Origin of the sequence: Roseimaritima sediminicola, from assembly GCF_009618275.1 — a bacterium.
GTDB classification, from domain to species: Bacteria; Planctomycetota; Planctomycetia; order Pirellulales; family Pirellulaceae; genus Roseimaritima; species Roseimaritima sediminicola.
The window spans coordinates 453,893-469,477 of the sequence record NZ_WIAD01000001.1 but is presented as its reverse complement, the minus strand read 5'-3'; the positions used below and the strand labels follow the sequence as shown (position 1 = coordinate 469,477).

Sequence of the window (15,585 nt, the reverse complement as noted above, 5' to 3'; positions counted from 1 at the left end):
ACACCGCTGAGGGTCAAGCAGGAACGGGCAAGGAAACAGGCACGGGCGAACCGCTATCGTCTAAGAAACCGTGCGGACTGACTAGGGCGGCAGCCTTTACAACCGTCAAGGGCGGCGAAGGGCAACCGCGGGCGGAGCGGGCTGCGGAGCATTTTTTGGGTTCCAGCGAGGCTTGCCCACGGTCCGGGCGATGCGTATGGTTGCATTGACGCCCACAAGGCCCCGGAGGATGACGCGGGCCTTTTCTTGCGCCGGGACGCGCGCCATCGAGATCGAGCAGTGGCAGAACCACTGCCCCAGCGATCGATGGACGGCACCGTCAGATCCAAAAAGGATGGCGGATTGCTAGAAATTTCGTCCCGATCTTTCCCCACTGGTTAGCCCAGTAGGCATAACCCCACGTCCGGCCGCCGGCTTGTTCCGGTTGAGCGGATTGGAGGCTGAAAAGGCGGTGACGTTTTTTTGACCGGGCATTTTTTGTGACCTATATTCACTTGGCCGTGGGCTTTACCGACGCGGCCGAATCGACACGCCTCCCGTCGATTCTTTGTTACGCGCCCGACGGAAACATGCGCATGAAAGTCAACGTCCCCGCCGCCTTGGCCGCTGGACTGTTCGCAGTCACGTTGTTGCTCGCCGCCCCTGGACATCTGTGGGCCGGGCCCCCAGCGGCCGCACAGCCCCACTCCGCCGCCGCAACCACGACGGCCGCTGAAGATCTGGCCCGGGGAATCGAACTGGAAACCGCCCGTGACTGGGGCGAAGCCATCCAGCACTACGAGGGCGCACTGCGCCGTCACGAGGGCGACGCCCAACTGCAGCAGCGGTTGTTGATCAGCCGGTTGCATTTCGATGTCAATCGCCGCTACCAAGACACCAGCTACCTGGCCGCGGTCCGTCAGACCAGCACCCAGCAGGCGCTGGACCTGTACGCGGAAGTGCTGGCCAACCTGGAGACGCACTATGTGGATTCCGCCGATTGGCAGCGTCTGTTGATCAACGGGACCGCCTCGCTGGAAGTCGCTCTGACCGAAAGCGATTTCATCGACCGCATGCTGCCCGACGCCACGCCCGATCAGATCGAAGCGTTCCGCTTGAACGTCCACCGACATACGACCGATCGACCGGCCACCAGCCGCTTTGATCTGCGGGCCACCGTGGCGTACGTCGCCGGACTGGCCCGGCAGGAACTGGGGCTGGCCGGGACGGCGACCGTCTTTGAATTCGTGTGCGGAGCGATCGGCACGCTGGATCCGTACTCGCGCTTTCTGACGCCCAGCCAGCTGGAAGAGACTTTTGCCAACATCGAAGGCAACTTTGTCGGCTTGGGCGTGGAACTGAAAGCCGAAGAGGACCGTTTGCGGATCGTCAATGTGATTCCCGGTGGACCGGCCGATGCGGCGGGGATCGTCGCCGGCGAAGCCATCACGCGAGTCGAGCAATCGATGACCGCGTCGGTCAATCCCGACTACGCCGCGGACCTGCTGCGGGGACCGGAGAACAGTTATGTCTCGGTTTCGGTCGTCGGTGCCGACGGCACCCCGCGAGATTTGAATATCCAGCGTCGCCGCGTGGATGTCCCCAGCGTGGAAGACGTGCGGATCGTGGACGCCGAGCACGGCATCGGTTACATGCGACTGACCAACTTTCAAAAGACCACGGCTCGTGATTTCGAAGCCGGGCTGTGGAAGCTGCATCGTCAGGGCATGCGTCGCTTGATCGTCGATGTTCGCGGCAACCCCGGCGGGTTGTTGACCGCGGCGGTCGAAGTGGCCGATCGCTTCATCTCCGCCGGCGACATCGTGCTGACCCGGGGACGCAACGCTCGCGAAAACTACGACTACCGTTCGCATCGCCCGAACACGTGGAGCGTTCCGCTGACCGTCTTGATCGACGGCGACAGCGCCAGTGCCAGCGAGATCTTTGCCGGAGCGATCGCCGATCACGATCGCGGCGAACTGGTCGGCGAACGGACCTACGGCAAGGGCAGCGTGCAGGGCATCTTTCGAATGCAAGCGGTGAAGGTGGGGCTGTGCTTGACGACCGCCAAGTTCTACTCGCCCAACCGTACGGCGATCAGTGGACGCGGCGTCTCGCCGACCGTTCCACAGGCCAAGACCTACATGGCCGCCCGCCCCACCGACGACGGCCGCATCGCCTCGTTCGACGAAGACGCCGTGCTGCAGCGAGCGATCGCGTTGGGACGTAGTCCGCAGAGCGAGATCGTGGCCGGCCGCCCGGCGAACGCCAAATAGCACGCCAGCACAGGAACGGGCTTTCGGCCGGATGACACGATGGCTATCTATCAACTAGGTGACCGCCGGCCACAGCTGGCCGACGATTGCTATATCGCGACCGAGGCGACCGTCATCGGCGACGTTTCGGTGGCTGCCGGAGCGAACCTCTGGCCCGGCGCGGTGCTGCGGGGCGACGTGGAACCGATCGAGATCGGCCCGGCCAGCAGCATTCAGGACGGGGCCGTGCTGCATACCGACCCCGGCAGCCCGCTGCGGATCGGACGCGGCGTCACGGTCGGACACCAAGCCACCCTGCACGGCTGTACGATCGGCGACCACGCCCTGGTGGGGATGCAGGCGGTCGTACTGAATAATGCCGTGATCGGCGCGCACAGCTTGGTCGCCGCCGGCGCCTTGGTGACCGAGAACAAGACGTTCCCCGAACGATCGTTGATCCTCGGCAGCCCCGCCAAGCGAGTCCGCGAGCTGAGCGACGAGGAGGTCGAGAACCTCCAGCGGATCGCCGAGCGGTACCTGGAGCGAGGCCGAAGCTACCGCACGGATCTCAAACGCATCGATTGAGGATTTGAGGGTTTGCGATTTGCGGGCTCCGGCGGAATCTACGTAGGGTTCGGAGCGTTAGAATGTAACGTTTTCTCCCCTCTCCCCCGCGGCGCCGCGAGCGTCAGCGAGTGAAGCAGTGGTGGGAGAGGGGCCGGGGGTGAGGGGGCTCGGGTGCAACGGAATGACTGCTTGCGTACGGTTTCTAATCCGCACCCCGCCTCGAGACACGGTAATGGTGGTGCTGCTTCTCTGGTCCCCCTCACCCCCGACCCCTCTCCCCCGAAGCCTGGCTCGCTTAGGCTCGCCAGGCTTCGGGGGAGAGGGGAGAAAACGATTCTCTTCGTACATCGAATCCGTTAGAGCCAGGAGATTTCAGATCGGGAGCTCGGCCGCTTGTGGGTGGTATGAGGTTTGCACGCTTTGGCATGTGTTCGTGCGGCGTTTCTCGCTGCTGCTGCCAACTCGCCTCGTTTGCTCCGAGCTGTCATGACCGATCCGAATCGCATCAATCGCCGTACGTTTGCGCAACTTGGTACCGCTTCCGCGTTGGCCGTTTCGGCAACCGGAAACGCTGCGGCCAACGACTCCCCCGGCGGCAAGCCGTCCAAGTCGTCGCAGATCCAGCCTGTCGGTGGCCGTTCGCTGCCGGCGAAAGACAACCAACCCCCGCTGGCCCCGCCCAATAAACAGCCGCCCAATCTGAAACTGCCCACCGTGCCGGAACGCAAAATCGGTTGGGCCGTCGTCGGGCTGGGCCAGTTGGCGCTGGGGCAGATCATGCCGGCTTTCGGCCAATGCACCTGGTCGGAGCCGACGGCGTTGGTCAGCGGACACCCGGATAAGGCGCACCGAGTGGCCAAAGCCTACGGCGTCGATTCCGGCGCGATCTACAACTACGACAACTTCGATTCGATCGCCGACAACGACGATATCGATGTGGTCTACATCGTCCTGCCCAACAGCATGCACGCCGAATACACCATCCGGGCGCTCGAGGCCGGCAAGCATGTGCTGTGCGAAAAGCCGATGGCGACTTCGATCGAAGATTGCCAACGCATGATCGCCGCAGCCGACGAGGCGCAGCGCAAACTGATGATCGCCTACCGGCTGCATTACGAGCCCCACAACCGCAAAGTGATGCAGATGTGCCGGGAGAAACGTTTTGGCGAAATCAAAACCTTCAATGGCGGTTTCTGCATCAATGTCCAGGCCCCCAATATCCGCTTGGCGGCCGAGCTGGGCGGCGGACCGGTGGGCGACGTGGGCGTGTACCCGATCAACGCGTCGCGATACGTGACCGGAGAAGAACCGGTCGAAGTGATGGCCCAGGCTCACCAACCCAAAGATGATCCGCGGTTCCGTGAAGTGCCCGAGAGTGTGACGTGTCTGCTGCGGTTTCCCTCGGGGGTGCTGGCCAATCTGGATTGCAGCTTCGGCACCCATCGCAGCGACTTCTTTCGCGTCGCCTGCGCCAAAGGCATGATCGAACTGTCGCCGGCGTTCAGCTACAACGGCCAACGCCTGCAGACCCATCACCCCAGCTCGCAGGATTCCCACGCCGTGGTGACCGATCACGAGATCGCCGAAGTGAACCACTTCACTTCGGAAATGGATCACTTCTCACAGTGCATTCTCGAGGACAAGGATCCCCGCACGCCGGGCCAAGAAGGCTTGGCCGACATGCGAATCCTGGCCGCGATGGGCGAGTCGATCCGGCTGGGCAAAGCGGTCAAGGTCGAAGCCTGAGCCCGTTTAGGCGATAGCCTCGGTTGCTGCTTTGCACAGGCGGCAAGCCTATGCCACGGCTTATTCGTCGCCCAAGTACAGTAGCTGGATCTCGGTGTCGGGCAGCTTGCTCTGCAGTTGCTCGACACCTTCTTCGGTCACGGCGGTACGGGTCACGACCAGGTTTTCCAAGTTCTTCAGACCCTCCAGGTGCTCGAGGCCTTCGTCGGTGATCAGGGTCGAACCGAGGTGCAGGAAGGTCAGGTTTTGCAGATCCTTGAGGTAGGCCAAACCTTCATCGGTCAGCCGCGTGTTGTCCAGGTTCAACCACTTCAGCTCGGTCAATCCCTCCAGCGGCTTGATCGCGTCGCTCGACACGTTGACGCGCCACAGGTTCAGCTTTTCCAGCTGCTTCAGTTCTGCCAGCGGCTCGAGCGCCGCTGCGTCGATCTGCGCACATTCGCTGAGGTCCAGTTCGACCAGCTGAGCCAATTTGGGCAGGTCTTTCATGCCCTCGGCGCCGACTCGCGTTTTCGAGATCCGCAGCTTGCGGAGGTTCGGGAATTGGGCGATGACACCGATGGCTTCATCGGCGATAGTGGTTTCCGAGAGGTACAGTTCCTGCAGGTTTTTCAGGTCGGTCAGCTGGGCCAAACCCTCTTCGCTGATCCACAGATAGTCCAGCGCCAACGCTTTCAGCTCCGGCAGCTGGGCGACGTGGACCATCCCATCGTCGCTGACCGAACTATCGCCCGACTTGCCGGACATCCGCAGGGCTCGCAACTTTTTCAGCTCCACCAGGTGGGTCAAACCGCCGTCGCTGATCATGCAGTCGCGGATATCCAAGTTCGCCAGCGTCGTGATCTGCCCCACGGTCTTCAGGCCTTCGTCGGTGATCTGCGTGCCGCCCAGCAGCAGCGAGCGCAGCTGAGGCAGCTCCGTCAGCGGTTCCAGGTCCTGGTCTCCGGTCATCGAGCCGCGGAGATCGACTTCGATGATTTCGCCGTTCCCATCTCGCTTGAACTTTGCCCCCAACGCTTCCAGTTCCGCAGCCGCTTCGGCGGCTGCGGCGTTGGGTTCGGGGGTGGCCGGAGCCGCGACCGGTTGTGGCTTGGGCATCGGCTCCGGGGCCGCTTCGGCCGCGCCGGGATCTGGATCCGCAGGCGTCGCATCGGTTTCTTGGGGAACCGGCTCGAGGTCGGCCTCGACGGTTTCACGGCGATCGCAGGCCGTGAGGCCGGCCAACAGGCAGATCAGTAGCAGGGGGGTTAGGCGAGACACGAAGGCAACTCCGTCGGATGGGGAAGGAAAAAATGTGCGGGGGTCGTACGCAGGCGCGCTGACTATCGTACCGGACCGATCGATTCCAGCCAGCCAGGATGTTGCGAAACGGGCAGGAAGAAAAGGCAGGCAGGCAGAAAGAGGAGGAAGCAGGCCAGGGGCACCGGCCCATAAAAAAAGCTCGCCAACGTCGGCGACGCTGGCGAGCCAGTGGAGTCTTGCGGCGGATCGCTACAAAACGCTGCGTTACGCTTCGGCCGAAACTTCCCAGCCTTGGCGATAATCCTTGCCGACGTACTGTTGGGCTTCGGGAGCGTTGGTAGCGGTCAGATTCTTCGCGTCCCAGTCCAGCTGTTTGCCGGCGCGGAAGGCGACATTGCCCAGCAGAACCGTCTCGGTCAGGGCGCCGGAGTAGTCAAAGTTGCAAGTCGTGGGCGTGCCTTCTTTGCAAGCTTTGATCCACTCGTCGTGGTGGCCGATCGACCGCGGGATGGTGGGTTCGGGCGGCTGGAAATCCGCGAACTTGTCGCGGGGGAACAACCGGTAACTGCTGTAGTTGGCGTACATCTTGCCTTCGCTGCCAACGAACATCACGCCGCTGCCGGGAACGCGTTCGCCAGCCACTTCGCGCGGCGTGCGGTCGCCGTCGTACCAGGTCAGATCCACCGGGGCCAAATCGCCGCGTTTGGGGAACTTGTAATGGACGACCAGGCCCAGCGGGCAGGTTTCGGGGTGCGGCGTGGGGCCGTCGGCTTCGACCGACACCGGGTGCCGCAGGTCCAGGGCCCAGAACGGCAAGTCCATGAAGTGGCAACCCATGTCGCCCAAGGTACCCCCGCCGAATGCCCACCAGCGACGCCACTGGGCCGGGTGGTAGCGACCGGCGGCAAAGGGACGCTTGGGAGCCGGACCCAACCACAGGTCCCAGTCCAGGTATTCGGGAACCGGATCGGCCTTGGTGGGCAGTTCGCCGCCACCCCAGCCTTTACCCACCCAAACGTGGACTTCTTTGATGTCGCCGAGCGCCCCGGCACGGATGATTTCCACGACGCGGCGGTAGTTATCACCGGCGTGGATTTGCGTACCGAGCTGGGTGGCAACGCCCTTCTTCTTGGCCGCTTCGGCGATGATTCGGGCTTCTTCGACGGTGTGAGTCAGCGGTTTTTCGCAGTAGCAGTGCAGACCCGCGTTGATCGCTCGCAGCGACGCCGGGGCGTGATGATGGTCCGTGGTGCCGATCACGATGGCGTCGGCCGTATCGGACATGTCGGCGATCATTTCGCGATAGTCGGCGTACTGTTTGGCGTCGGGAAACTGCTTGGCAGCCCGAGTCAAATAGTTTTTGTCGACGTCGCACAGGCCGACGATGTCCTGGCTCTTGACCCCGGCGACGTTGGCGGCCGCGCGGTTGGCCGTTCCGACGCAGAGGATCTTCAGTTTTTCGTTGGCCGAGACGGATTCTTTGGCGGCCAGTTCACTGAACACGCCAGCCGACAGGGCGGCGGCACCGGTGGTCTTCAGGAAGCCACGACGCGCGACGGTCATACGACCGGAGCGCGCTGGGGTTGAGTCACTCATTCTGGGTGGGCTCGCAGGGGGGGAAGGGAATCGGCGGGCCTTGCGATGCAACTCGCCGGAAAACAAAACAGAACAATGGTCGGTACAGTGTAGCGTCTGGAGCCGCTGACGCCAAATCTCCGCGGCAGGCCAATCCGTACCGGCAGGCCAATCCGTGCCGGCAGGCCAATCCGTACCGGCTGGCTGCTCAGCGATCGGCGGCCCGCAGCAGGGTGTGGTGCTGTTCGGCAAAGTAACGTCGGGCCGCGGGGTGGAACACCAGATTCTGCCATTCCGCCGCGTTGTGGGCGTTGATCAACTCGGGCAACAGGGCCGGCGGCTGGTAGATCGCCTCCAGGGCGCTGACGACCAGGGTGTCGGGGGCGTCGGCGCGGACGACCAAAAACGCGGTCGAACCCACCGTGGGGATACCGCCGGCGGGCACCTCGGCCTCGGGGAAATCCTCCGGCAGGATCGTCATGGGGTGCAAACTGGGATGCCGCAAAAAGACGTTCCTCGCGTGCGGCACGGGCACCAGTCGCCAGTCCCGACGCAGCAACCGGCTGACCAGTTCGCTGCCGACGCCGATGCAGATCACCGCCGCGTCGATGTCCGGGGCCGCATCCAGTTCGGACCACGCGATCACCCGCCGCCGGACCGGCCCCGCGGCTTGCGTCCCGCTTCGATCCTGTTGACCCGGCGAGCTCTTTGGGGCCTCGTCCAAGCCAAAGGAATCAAACAGGTACTCCGCGACCAGACGCGAGCCGCTGCCGGCAGGGCCGACCGCGACGCTGTGACCGCCGAGCTGTTCGATCGAGGTAATGCTGGACCGTTCGCGGACCAAAACCTGCGCCGCTTCGAAGAACAACGGCGTGGCCACACGCAGTTGATCGTCCGACACCGCCGAGGCCTGCAGCGGGGCCAGGTGAACCTGTCCATCGAGCAAGCGTTGGCGGTTGTCCAGTGAACCACCCGAGGCGAAGACTTGAACCGGAACGCCGGTGCGGCGCTGGAAACGTTCGCCCAATCGCTGGGAGAAATCGTTGTACACGCCGTGCTCCTGACCCCCGGCCAGCAGCACTCGATCGGGCATCTGTTGGGCCTGCGATTGCTGGTAGGTGAACAGCCCCACGACCATCAGTGGCAGCAGCATCACCAACAGCAACACACCGGCCTGAAAGCGCCGGTGCCCCGGACTGGCCTCGGCCAGGTGCCGGCGGCCGGTCAAGGCGGCGACCAGCGGCACCGCTTCGATCCAGTGCAGCGCGCGAACCAGGGCTGGCCGCGGGCGAGCTTGGATCGGTCGATCCTGCAGGAACCGATCCAGATCGTCGGCCAGGGCCGCGGCCGAGGCGTATCGTCGATGCGGCGTCTTCTCCAAACATTTCATACAGATCGTTTCCAGGTCACCCGGCACCGCGGGCACCAAGGATCGCAGTCGTGGCGGGTCGTGATGAACCACCTGGACCAGCGTCTGCATCATGTTCTCGCCGGCGAACGGGGGACGCCCGGAAACGGCCGCATACAAAATGGCGCCCAGGGAATAGATGTCGGCCGCCGCGCCCGAGCGGTCGCTGTGGCCGCTGGCCTGCTCCGGGGCCATGTAACTGGGCGTTCCCAGGGCGACTCCGCTGCCGGTCAAACTGCTGTCGGTGTCGATCTGTTTGGCCAGGCCAAAGTCGGTGATGTGCACGACGTCGTGCTGGTCGATCAAAATGTTTGCCGGCTTCAAGTCGCGGTGCAGCACGCCATGGCGATGCGCGTAGTCGATCGCGCGGGCGACGTCGCGGACATAGCGCGCCGCATCCTGGGGCGACAGCGGCGACCGTTGGATTTTTCTCGCCAGGTCGGTGCCTTCGACATACTCCATCGAAAAGAAGTGATGCCCCTCGCGATGTCCGAAATGAAACACGCTGACGATATTGGGATGATGCAAGCGCGCGGCCGCACGCGCTTCGGCGAAAAACCGCTTGACCTCCGCCGCCGTGGCCAGCATGCCCGAGCGAATTAATTTTACGGCCACGACTCGCTGCAGCGGGTGCTGGATGGCCCGGTACACGACGCCCATCCCGCCACGGCCCAGCGTGGTTTCCAGCAGGTAGTCGCCCAGCCGGTAGGGCAGCTTCGGGCCCGCGTCGCCAGCCGGACGGTTCTCCAGCGGCAACGTCTGCTGTTGGGCTTCGTCATAGGAAAACGGCACACTGTCAATCGTCTCGGCATCGCCCGGCACCGTGGGCAACAACCGCGTTTCGGCCAGGGCCTCGCCCGGCGTCACACTGTCGAGCAGATCGGCGGCCTCCATCAACTTCAGCAGATCCTCGGCCAGGTTGGGAAACTGTGCCGCGAAGGCATGCCGATCGGGCATCTCACCACTGTCGCAGGACTTCAGGTAAGCCGCAAAGGCGGCGTCCAGCGGATCACCATCCGGCGAATCACCATCTTGCGGGCTATCGGGATCGGAAACGTGATTCATGCAGTCCTACGTCAGAACGATTTTGAAAGCTGGGCACACGCGCGATCTGCAGCCGCCTACGACGACTCTATTGTACCTGTCCCGAGCGCCGTAGACGTAGGCCGCACCAGGCTCCACATGGGGCGCAAAAACGGGGCGAAAACGAGGCAGGATGTTCGACCACTAATCTTCACTAATCGCACACTAATGACATTCTCCTGCTGAGATTAAGCACGTCGGCATGAATCTTTCGGTGAAACCCCGCGACAACACCCTCCCGCGCAGCGAGAGGGTCGGGCTCTTAGGCCCGGGGAGGGCCCGACGAAAACCCTCTCCGGGCCTAAGAGCCCGACTCTCCCAAAGGGAGAGTGATGCCGAATGAAATGTTGCGACGTGCTTAGTGTGCGATTTGTGCCAATTAGTGGTCCCACACCGACCGACCGCCCGCCTGCCCGACCGACCGCCCGCCTGCCCGACCGCCCGACCGCCCGCTCGACTCGGATCCAGTTCCCTGAATCAATTTCGCGGAATTCAGAAGATATCCGGTTCCTGATCCGGCGAGCGGCCGGCCAGAAAATCAAAATCGCAGCCCTGGTGGGCACCTTGAACGTGCGCGGAATACATTTGGCCGTAACCGCGAGAGAACTTGGGCGCCGGCTGGACCCAACATTCTCGACGCCGGGCCGCTTCCGCCTGGTCGACGTGCCAGTGAATCGTCCGTTCAGGGATATTGATTTCGATCTCGTCGCCGTCTTCGACCAACGCCAACGGGCCGCCGGAAAAACTTTCGGGCGAAACGTGCAGGACACACGTCCCGTAACTGGTGCCGCTCATCCGCGCGTCGGAGATTCGCACCATGTCGCGAACGCCCTGCTGCAGCAGCTTTTTGGGAATCGGCAGCATGCCCCACTCGGGCATCCCGGGTGCGCCCAGGGCACCGGCCGAGCGGAGGATCAGCACCGAATCGGCCGTGACCGGCAGGTCCGGATCATCGATCCGTTTTTTCATCTGGGCGTAGTCGTCGAACACGATGGCCGGACCACGGTGCTGCATCAGGCCGGGATCCGCCGCGACACTTTTGATTACGCAGCCCTCGGGGGCTAGGTTGCCGCGCAGCACACACGTGCCGCCGGCGGGACTGACCGGATTGTCGCGAGGCCGAATCACTTCCGCGTCAATCACTTCGGCGCCCTCGATCTGCTGGCCCAAGGTCTGGCCCGAAACGGTCGGACAGTCCAGATTCAGCAGGTCGCCCAGCTGACTCAGCAGCGCGGCCAAGCCGCCGGCGTTGTAAAAATCCTCCATCAAGAACCGGCCGCTCGGTCGCAGGTCGCCCAGCATCGGCGTGGACTGCGACAGTTCGTCGAAACGGTCCAGCGTCAACGGCACGCCGGCGCGGCCGGCGATCGCCAGCAGGTGCACGATGGCGTTGGTGGATCCGCCGATGGTCATATCGGTGCGAATGGCGTTATCGAGCGATTCGGCGGTGACCAGTTGTGCCGGCCGCAGGTCTTCCCAGGCCAGGTCGACGGCGCGGCGTCCGGTGCGGACCGCCAGGCGGCTGTGTTCGGCCAGGACCGCCGGGGTGCAGGCCGCCCCGGGCAAGGTAAACCCGATCGCCTCGGCGACGCAGGCCATCGTGCTGGCCGTACCCATCGTCATGCAGGTGCCGGCCGAGCGAGCGATGCAGTTTTCGATCGCGTTCCAGTCACCGTCGCACAGGTTCCCCGCGTTGCGTTCGTCCCAGTACTTCCACACGTCGCTGCCGCTGCCGAGGGTCACATCACGCCACCGCGCTTTCAGCATCGGCCCGGCGGGCAGAAAGATGCTGGGAATATCGGCGGAGATGGCCCCCATCAACATCGCCGGAACGGTCTTGTCACAACCGCCCATCAGGACCGCGGCGTCGATCGGATGGCAGCGCAGCACTTCCTCGACTTCCATCGCCAGCAGATTCCGATACAGCATCGTCGTCGGCTTCATCATCATCTCGCCCAACGACATCACGGGAACTTCTACCGGGAATCCGCCGGCCTGAAGAATCCCCCGCCGGACCTCATCGGCGCGGTTGCGGAAATGCGAGTGGCAGGTGTTCAGATCGCTCCATGTATTCAATATCGCCACCACTGGACGGTCGCGGAAATCCACGTCGTCCACACCCATACCCTTCAGTCGCGACCGATGCCCAAAGCCGCGGAGGCTGTCCGGGGCGAACCAACGTTGGCTGCGCAGGCGGGCGGGATCGCGGTCGGGTTGGGCAGCTGACGATGCGTTCGGCGCGGCGGCCGACGTGCGTTCGGTAGACACAGTAGAAACAGTCCTCAAGGGTTCGGTAGTCGGTGGCGCGGCGGTGGCGGCTATGGGCGGGTGCGTGCGTCAGCCGGACAGCAATTGTTCGATTAATTCCTGATTGCGACGCCGCAGGTCGTGACAGATTTGCACCAGGGCGTCCGGAGTGACCTGGCCGATCAAGTACGCCAGTTTGGCCAGGTTCGCTTCGTCGTTCGGTAATTCGTGGCGTGCGGCCGTGTTCAGCAAGCGGATGCTCGATTCGATCCGTCGCAGCGTACGGTAGCCGTCGGCCAAATCGGTCGCGGCGCCCGCTGGAATGATTCCGGCCTCCTTTAACAGTCGCAAGCCGGTGATTGTGTGCGGTTCGAGGATGTGAGGATGCTCGGCCGCGTGTTTCAGCTGCAGGCCGGAAACCATCAGTTCCACATCCATGGTGCCACCGATTCCGCGTTTGAGATTTTCCGGCGCAGCCGAACGCAGGGCGTTTTCACGCAACTGACGCAGCAACGCGTCGTCCCCCGCCGACCAGGCAACCCCGGTCGCCGCTTCGGCCAGACCGCTTCGCAGTCGCTCGGTCGCCGCCGGACTGCCGGCGATCACCCGGGCTTTGGTCAGCGCGATACGCTGCCAGAAATCGCGGGCGGGAACGCCGTAGCGGTAACGCTTGATAAACCCTTCCAGCGGCATCGCCGTCCATTCGCCCTCGGTCCCGCGGATACGGCTGTCCAAATCGTACAACCGAGGGCCGCCGTCGTCGCCGGAGATGCGTTGTCGGATTCGCGTGGCCAAACGGGTAAAGAATTCGGCATTGGTCGTGGTCGAACGCGGGCCGCCGACGCGGCGGCGGGTTTCGCCATCGCCATAGAACAGGACGGCCACATCCAGGTCGCTGTGGTAATTGGGTTCCCGAGCGCCCAGTTTGCCAAGCGCCAACATCAGGGGCTGGGCGACTTGGCCACCGGGTTCCAGCGGGTCGCCATATCGCTCGGCCAACCGTTCCTGCTCGAACTCGGCGGCTCGTCGCAGGCAGGCTTCCGCCGTGGCCGCCAAGGCGGCGTGCGTTTCGGTAATATCCGCCTTGCCGAGGATGTCGCGAATTCCGATCCGCAGATGGCAGACGTTCTTGAAACTGCGGAGGATCGGCGTGATGTCCTCGGCACCGCGACACAATGCCTGCGAGTCGGATTCAAGTTCCTGGGGTTGTGGCAACCGTCCCAGTACCAGCGAATCAACCAGGTCGTCGATCATCCCCGGGTGCGACGTCAAGATTCCGGCCAGGTAAGGACTGGCGGCGCTCAACCGAACGACCATCTGCAGCGCCGAATCGCTGGTGCTGAGCAGTTCCCAGAGGGCTCCTTTGCCGCCCAGCGAATCGCTGATCGCGACCAGCGTTTCGAGCGCCTCAGGCGGATCCGGAGTCTCGGACAAGCGCTCGAGCAGCCGCGGTGCAATCGCGGCGAGAAAGTGTCGGCAACGCGGACTGGATAGAAACGGAATGTTCTCGCGGGCCAATTGATGCATGTCCGCCAGCGCCGCCTCGGGACTGGCGAAACCATGCTTGGAGAACGTCTGCCGGACCAACTCCGGCAACGGTTCAGGGTCCAGGACCAATTCGGTCTCCAGGGCGACCGTCTCGTGATCCCCAAAAGCGTCGTGCAGCAGATGATCCAGCACCCGCCGGTTCCGATCCTGCAGTTCCGCCAAAGCGGCATCGAATGCCGTCAGCGAACCGTTCGAACCGTTCGAACCGTTCGAACCGCTGGACTCCGCCGAGGCGTCCGTGGCAGAAGCGTTTGGCAGTCGAGCGGGCAAGGATACCGTGGCGGCGATCCGCCGCCGAAGCGCATCGTCCTCCGGGATCGCTTCGCACTCCTGACCGCCCAGGATCTGCAATTGATGTTGGATCCGTCGCAGGCAGACGTAGTGCTCCGAAAGCGTCGTCCGTTCCTGCATCGTCAAGCATCCCGCTTGTTCGAGGGCATCGATCGATTCCAGCGTATTGGGCAAGCGGATTGCCGGGGCCGCAGCACCATTGAGTAGTTGCAGGAACGCGATCACGAACTGCACGTCTCGCAAACCGCCCGTGCCCTGGAGGATGTCGTTGCGATCGTTTCCAGCGTCGGCAGCCTGACGCTCGATCTTGCGTTTCAGCATCCGCAGCCCCGTGATCTCGGTGCTGGTCATCACGCGCCGATACAGTCGCGGCGTCAGTTGTTGCAGGTACTCCCCACCGAGTGCCGCGTCACCGGCAACCACGCGTGATTTGATCAACGCCAACCGTTCCCAGGGCAGCCCTTCGCTGTCGTAGTAGCGCACCGCTTCGCGCACTTCGACCGAAAGGCAGCGGTTTTGCCCCAAGCACTGCGCGTGCACTTGATACCCGGGTCCTGAATCAACGCCGTCGGGATCCGCGACGGCTTGGTTTTCGGCCGGGCTCAGCAGTCCGATGGTCTCTTTGGCCCAGCGGTGGAAGAACGCCTTGCTGGCTTCGGCGACGGCGCCGAAGGCAATCTCGGGCGGATCGTGAATGAACAGCAAGTCCAAGCGATTGCCATAGCTCAGTTCCCGGCCGCCAAACTCTCCGGTCGCCACAACGCTCATCCGCGCCGGCGTGCTGTCCTGTGCCATGGGATGGGGAAGCTTTAGTTCTTGTCGCAGCCGCCGCCCGGTCCAGTCGATGGCCGCCTGCAAAACCGCTTCGGCCACAAACGTCAGTTGTTCGGTCGTGCGAGCCAGATTGGATTTGTGCAGCACATCGCCATAAATGATCCGCAGCGTCTCGCGACGACGAAACGCCCGCAGTCGCCGCGCGGCTTGCTGGGCACAATCGGTCCGCTGCAATTCCGCGACCAGCTCGTCGACCAGGATCTGACGCGGGATGGGGTGGCCATCGGTAATCCGCAGCGGTTCCAGGCTGTCGGGATCCTCCAGCAGGATCTCCGCCGGCAGCGGTCCGGCGGCCAGCAGACGCAGCAGATTGGGAAACAGGGGTTCGTCTCGCTGCATCGCGGCCGCCAGCGCGAGGGGGCTGCGCGAGTTCTCGACGAACTGCGTAAAGCGGGCCAGCGTGCCCAGCGGGTCGGGCACCTGCAAAAGCCATTCGCTCAGGCCTCGGCCGAAGTAATCCAGGATGTCGGCCGTGCTGCTGGCCGTGCGGAGCCGAAGCAGGTGAGGCCGCGCCGCATCCAAATCGTCGATTCCGACAGCCCGCAACCAGCCGTCGGTCATCGCCGGATCGTCCAATCGATCAGCGGGCGGAAACGTCGATTCGGCGGGCATTAAGTACGAAAACCTCTACGGGGCGACGGAAACGGCGGTTGATTTGGCTCGCATGAATCTACTCGAAACCGCCTCAGGGTGCGACCGACGCTTCCGGGGGTGGTTTTGTCGCGTACAATGGAAGTCGCAGCGAAAAACGCTCGCTGTCCCGCCCCCATGAGAATAGTTCCCCCCCACCTTTCCCCATCCTGCCTGCTG

The 15,585-nt window shown here is 63.6% G+C and carries 8 protein-coding genes; 3 read left to right on the top strand and 5 right to left on the bottom strand.

What is annotated here, in order from left to right; translation table 11 throughout:
• Nucleotides 1–479: 479 nt before the first annotated feature.
• The 3 genes from GE027_RS01620 to GE027_RS01610 all read left to right on the top strand — a co-directional run bounded on the left by GE027_RS01620 (nucleotide 480) and on the right by GE027_RS01610 (nucleotide 4,547).
• Nucleotides 480–2,255 (top strand): S41 family peptidase, encoded by a 1,776-nt coding sequence (locus GE027_RS01620; RefSeq protein ID WP_237607162.1) that lies wholly within the window; start codon nucleotides 480–482, stop codon nucleotides 2,253–2,255.
• A gap of 39 nt (nucleotides 2,256–2,294) precedes the next feature.
• A complete protein-coding gene (locus GE027_RS01615; protein ID WP_153555403.1) occupies nucleotides 2,295–2,819 on the top strand; it encodes a gamma carbonic anhydrase family protein in 525 nt (174 codons plus the stop codon).
• Nucleotides 2,820–3,287: 468 nt separating this feature from the next.
• A complete protein-coding gene (locus GE027_RS01610; RefSeq protein WP_153555402.1) occupies nucleotides 3,288–4,547 on the top strand; it encodes a Gfo/Idh/MocA family protein in 1,260 nt (419 codons plus the stop codon).
• 60 nt (nucleotides 4,548–4,607) lie between these two features.
• Here GE027_RS01610 and GE027_RS01605 read toward each other — a convergent pair whose 3' ends face one another.
• The 5 genes from GE027_RS01605 to GE027_RS01585 all read right to left on the bottom strand — a co-directional run bounded on the left by GE027_RS01605 (nucleotide 4,608) and on the right by GE027_RS01585 (nucleotide 15,387).
• Complete coding sequence (locus GE027_RS01605) at nucleotides 4,608–5,807, bottom strand: leucine-rich repeat domain-containing protein (protein ID WP_162006531.1); 1,200 nt, start codon at nucleotides 5,805–5,807, stop codon at nucleotides 4,608–4,610.
• A 246-nt stretch (nucleotides 5,808–6,053) separates the two neighbouring features.
• Nucleotides 6,054–7,385 (bottom strand): Gfo/Idh/MocA family protein, encoded by a 1,332-nt coding sequence (locus tag GE027_RS01600; protein ID WP_153555401.1) that lies wholly within the window; start codon nucleotides 7,383–7,385, stop codon nucleotides 6,054–6,056.
• A gap of 187 nt (nucleotides 7,386–7,572) precedes the next feature.
• The gene (locus GE027_RS01595) at nucleotides 7,573–9,837 is read right to left on the bottom strand and encodes a serine/threonine-protein kinase (protein ID WP_153555400.1); all 2,265 of its coding nucleotides are present in this window, start codon (nucleotides 9,835–9,837) and stop codon (nucleotides 7,573–7,575) included.
• A 510-nt stretch (nucleotides 9,838–10,347) separates the two neighbouring features.
• Entirely contained in the window at nucleotides 10,348–12,123 is a 1,776-nt protein-coding gene (gene araD / locus GE027_RS01590; RefSeq protein WP_153555399.1) for an L-arabinonate dehydratase, read from the bottom strand.
• A gap of 69 nt (nucleotides 12,124–12,192) precedes the next feature.
• Nucleotides 12,193–15,387 carry a [protein-PII] uridylyltransferase family protein gene (locus GE027_RS01585; RefSeq protein ID WP_153555398.1) on the bottom strand — a complete coding sequence of 1,065 codons (3,195 nt, stop codon included), beginning with the start codon at nucleotides 15,385–15,387 and terminating at the stop codon, nucleotides 12,193–12,195.
• Nucleotides 15,388–15,585 lie beyond the last annotated feature (198 nt).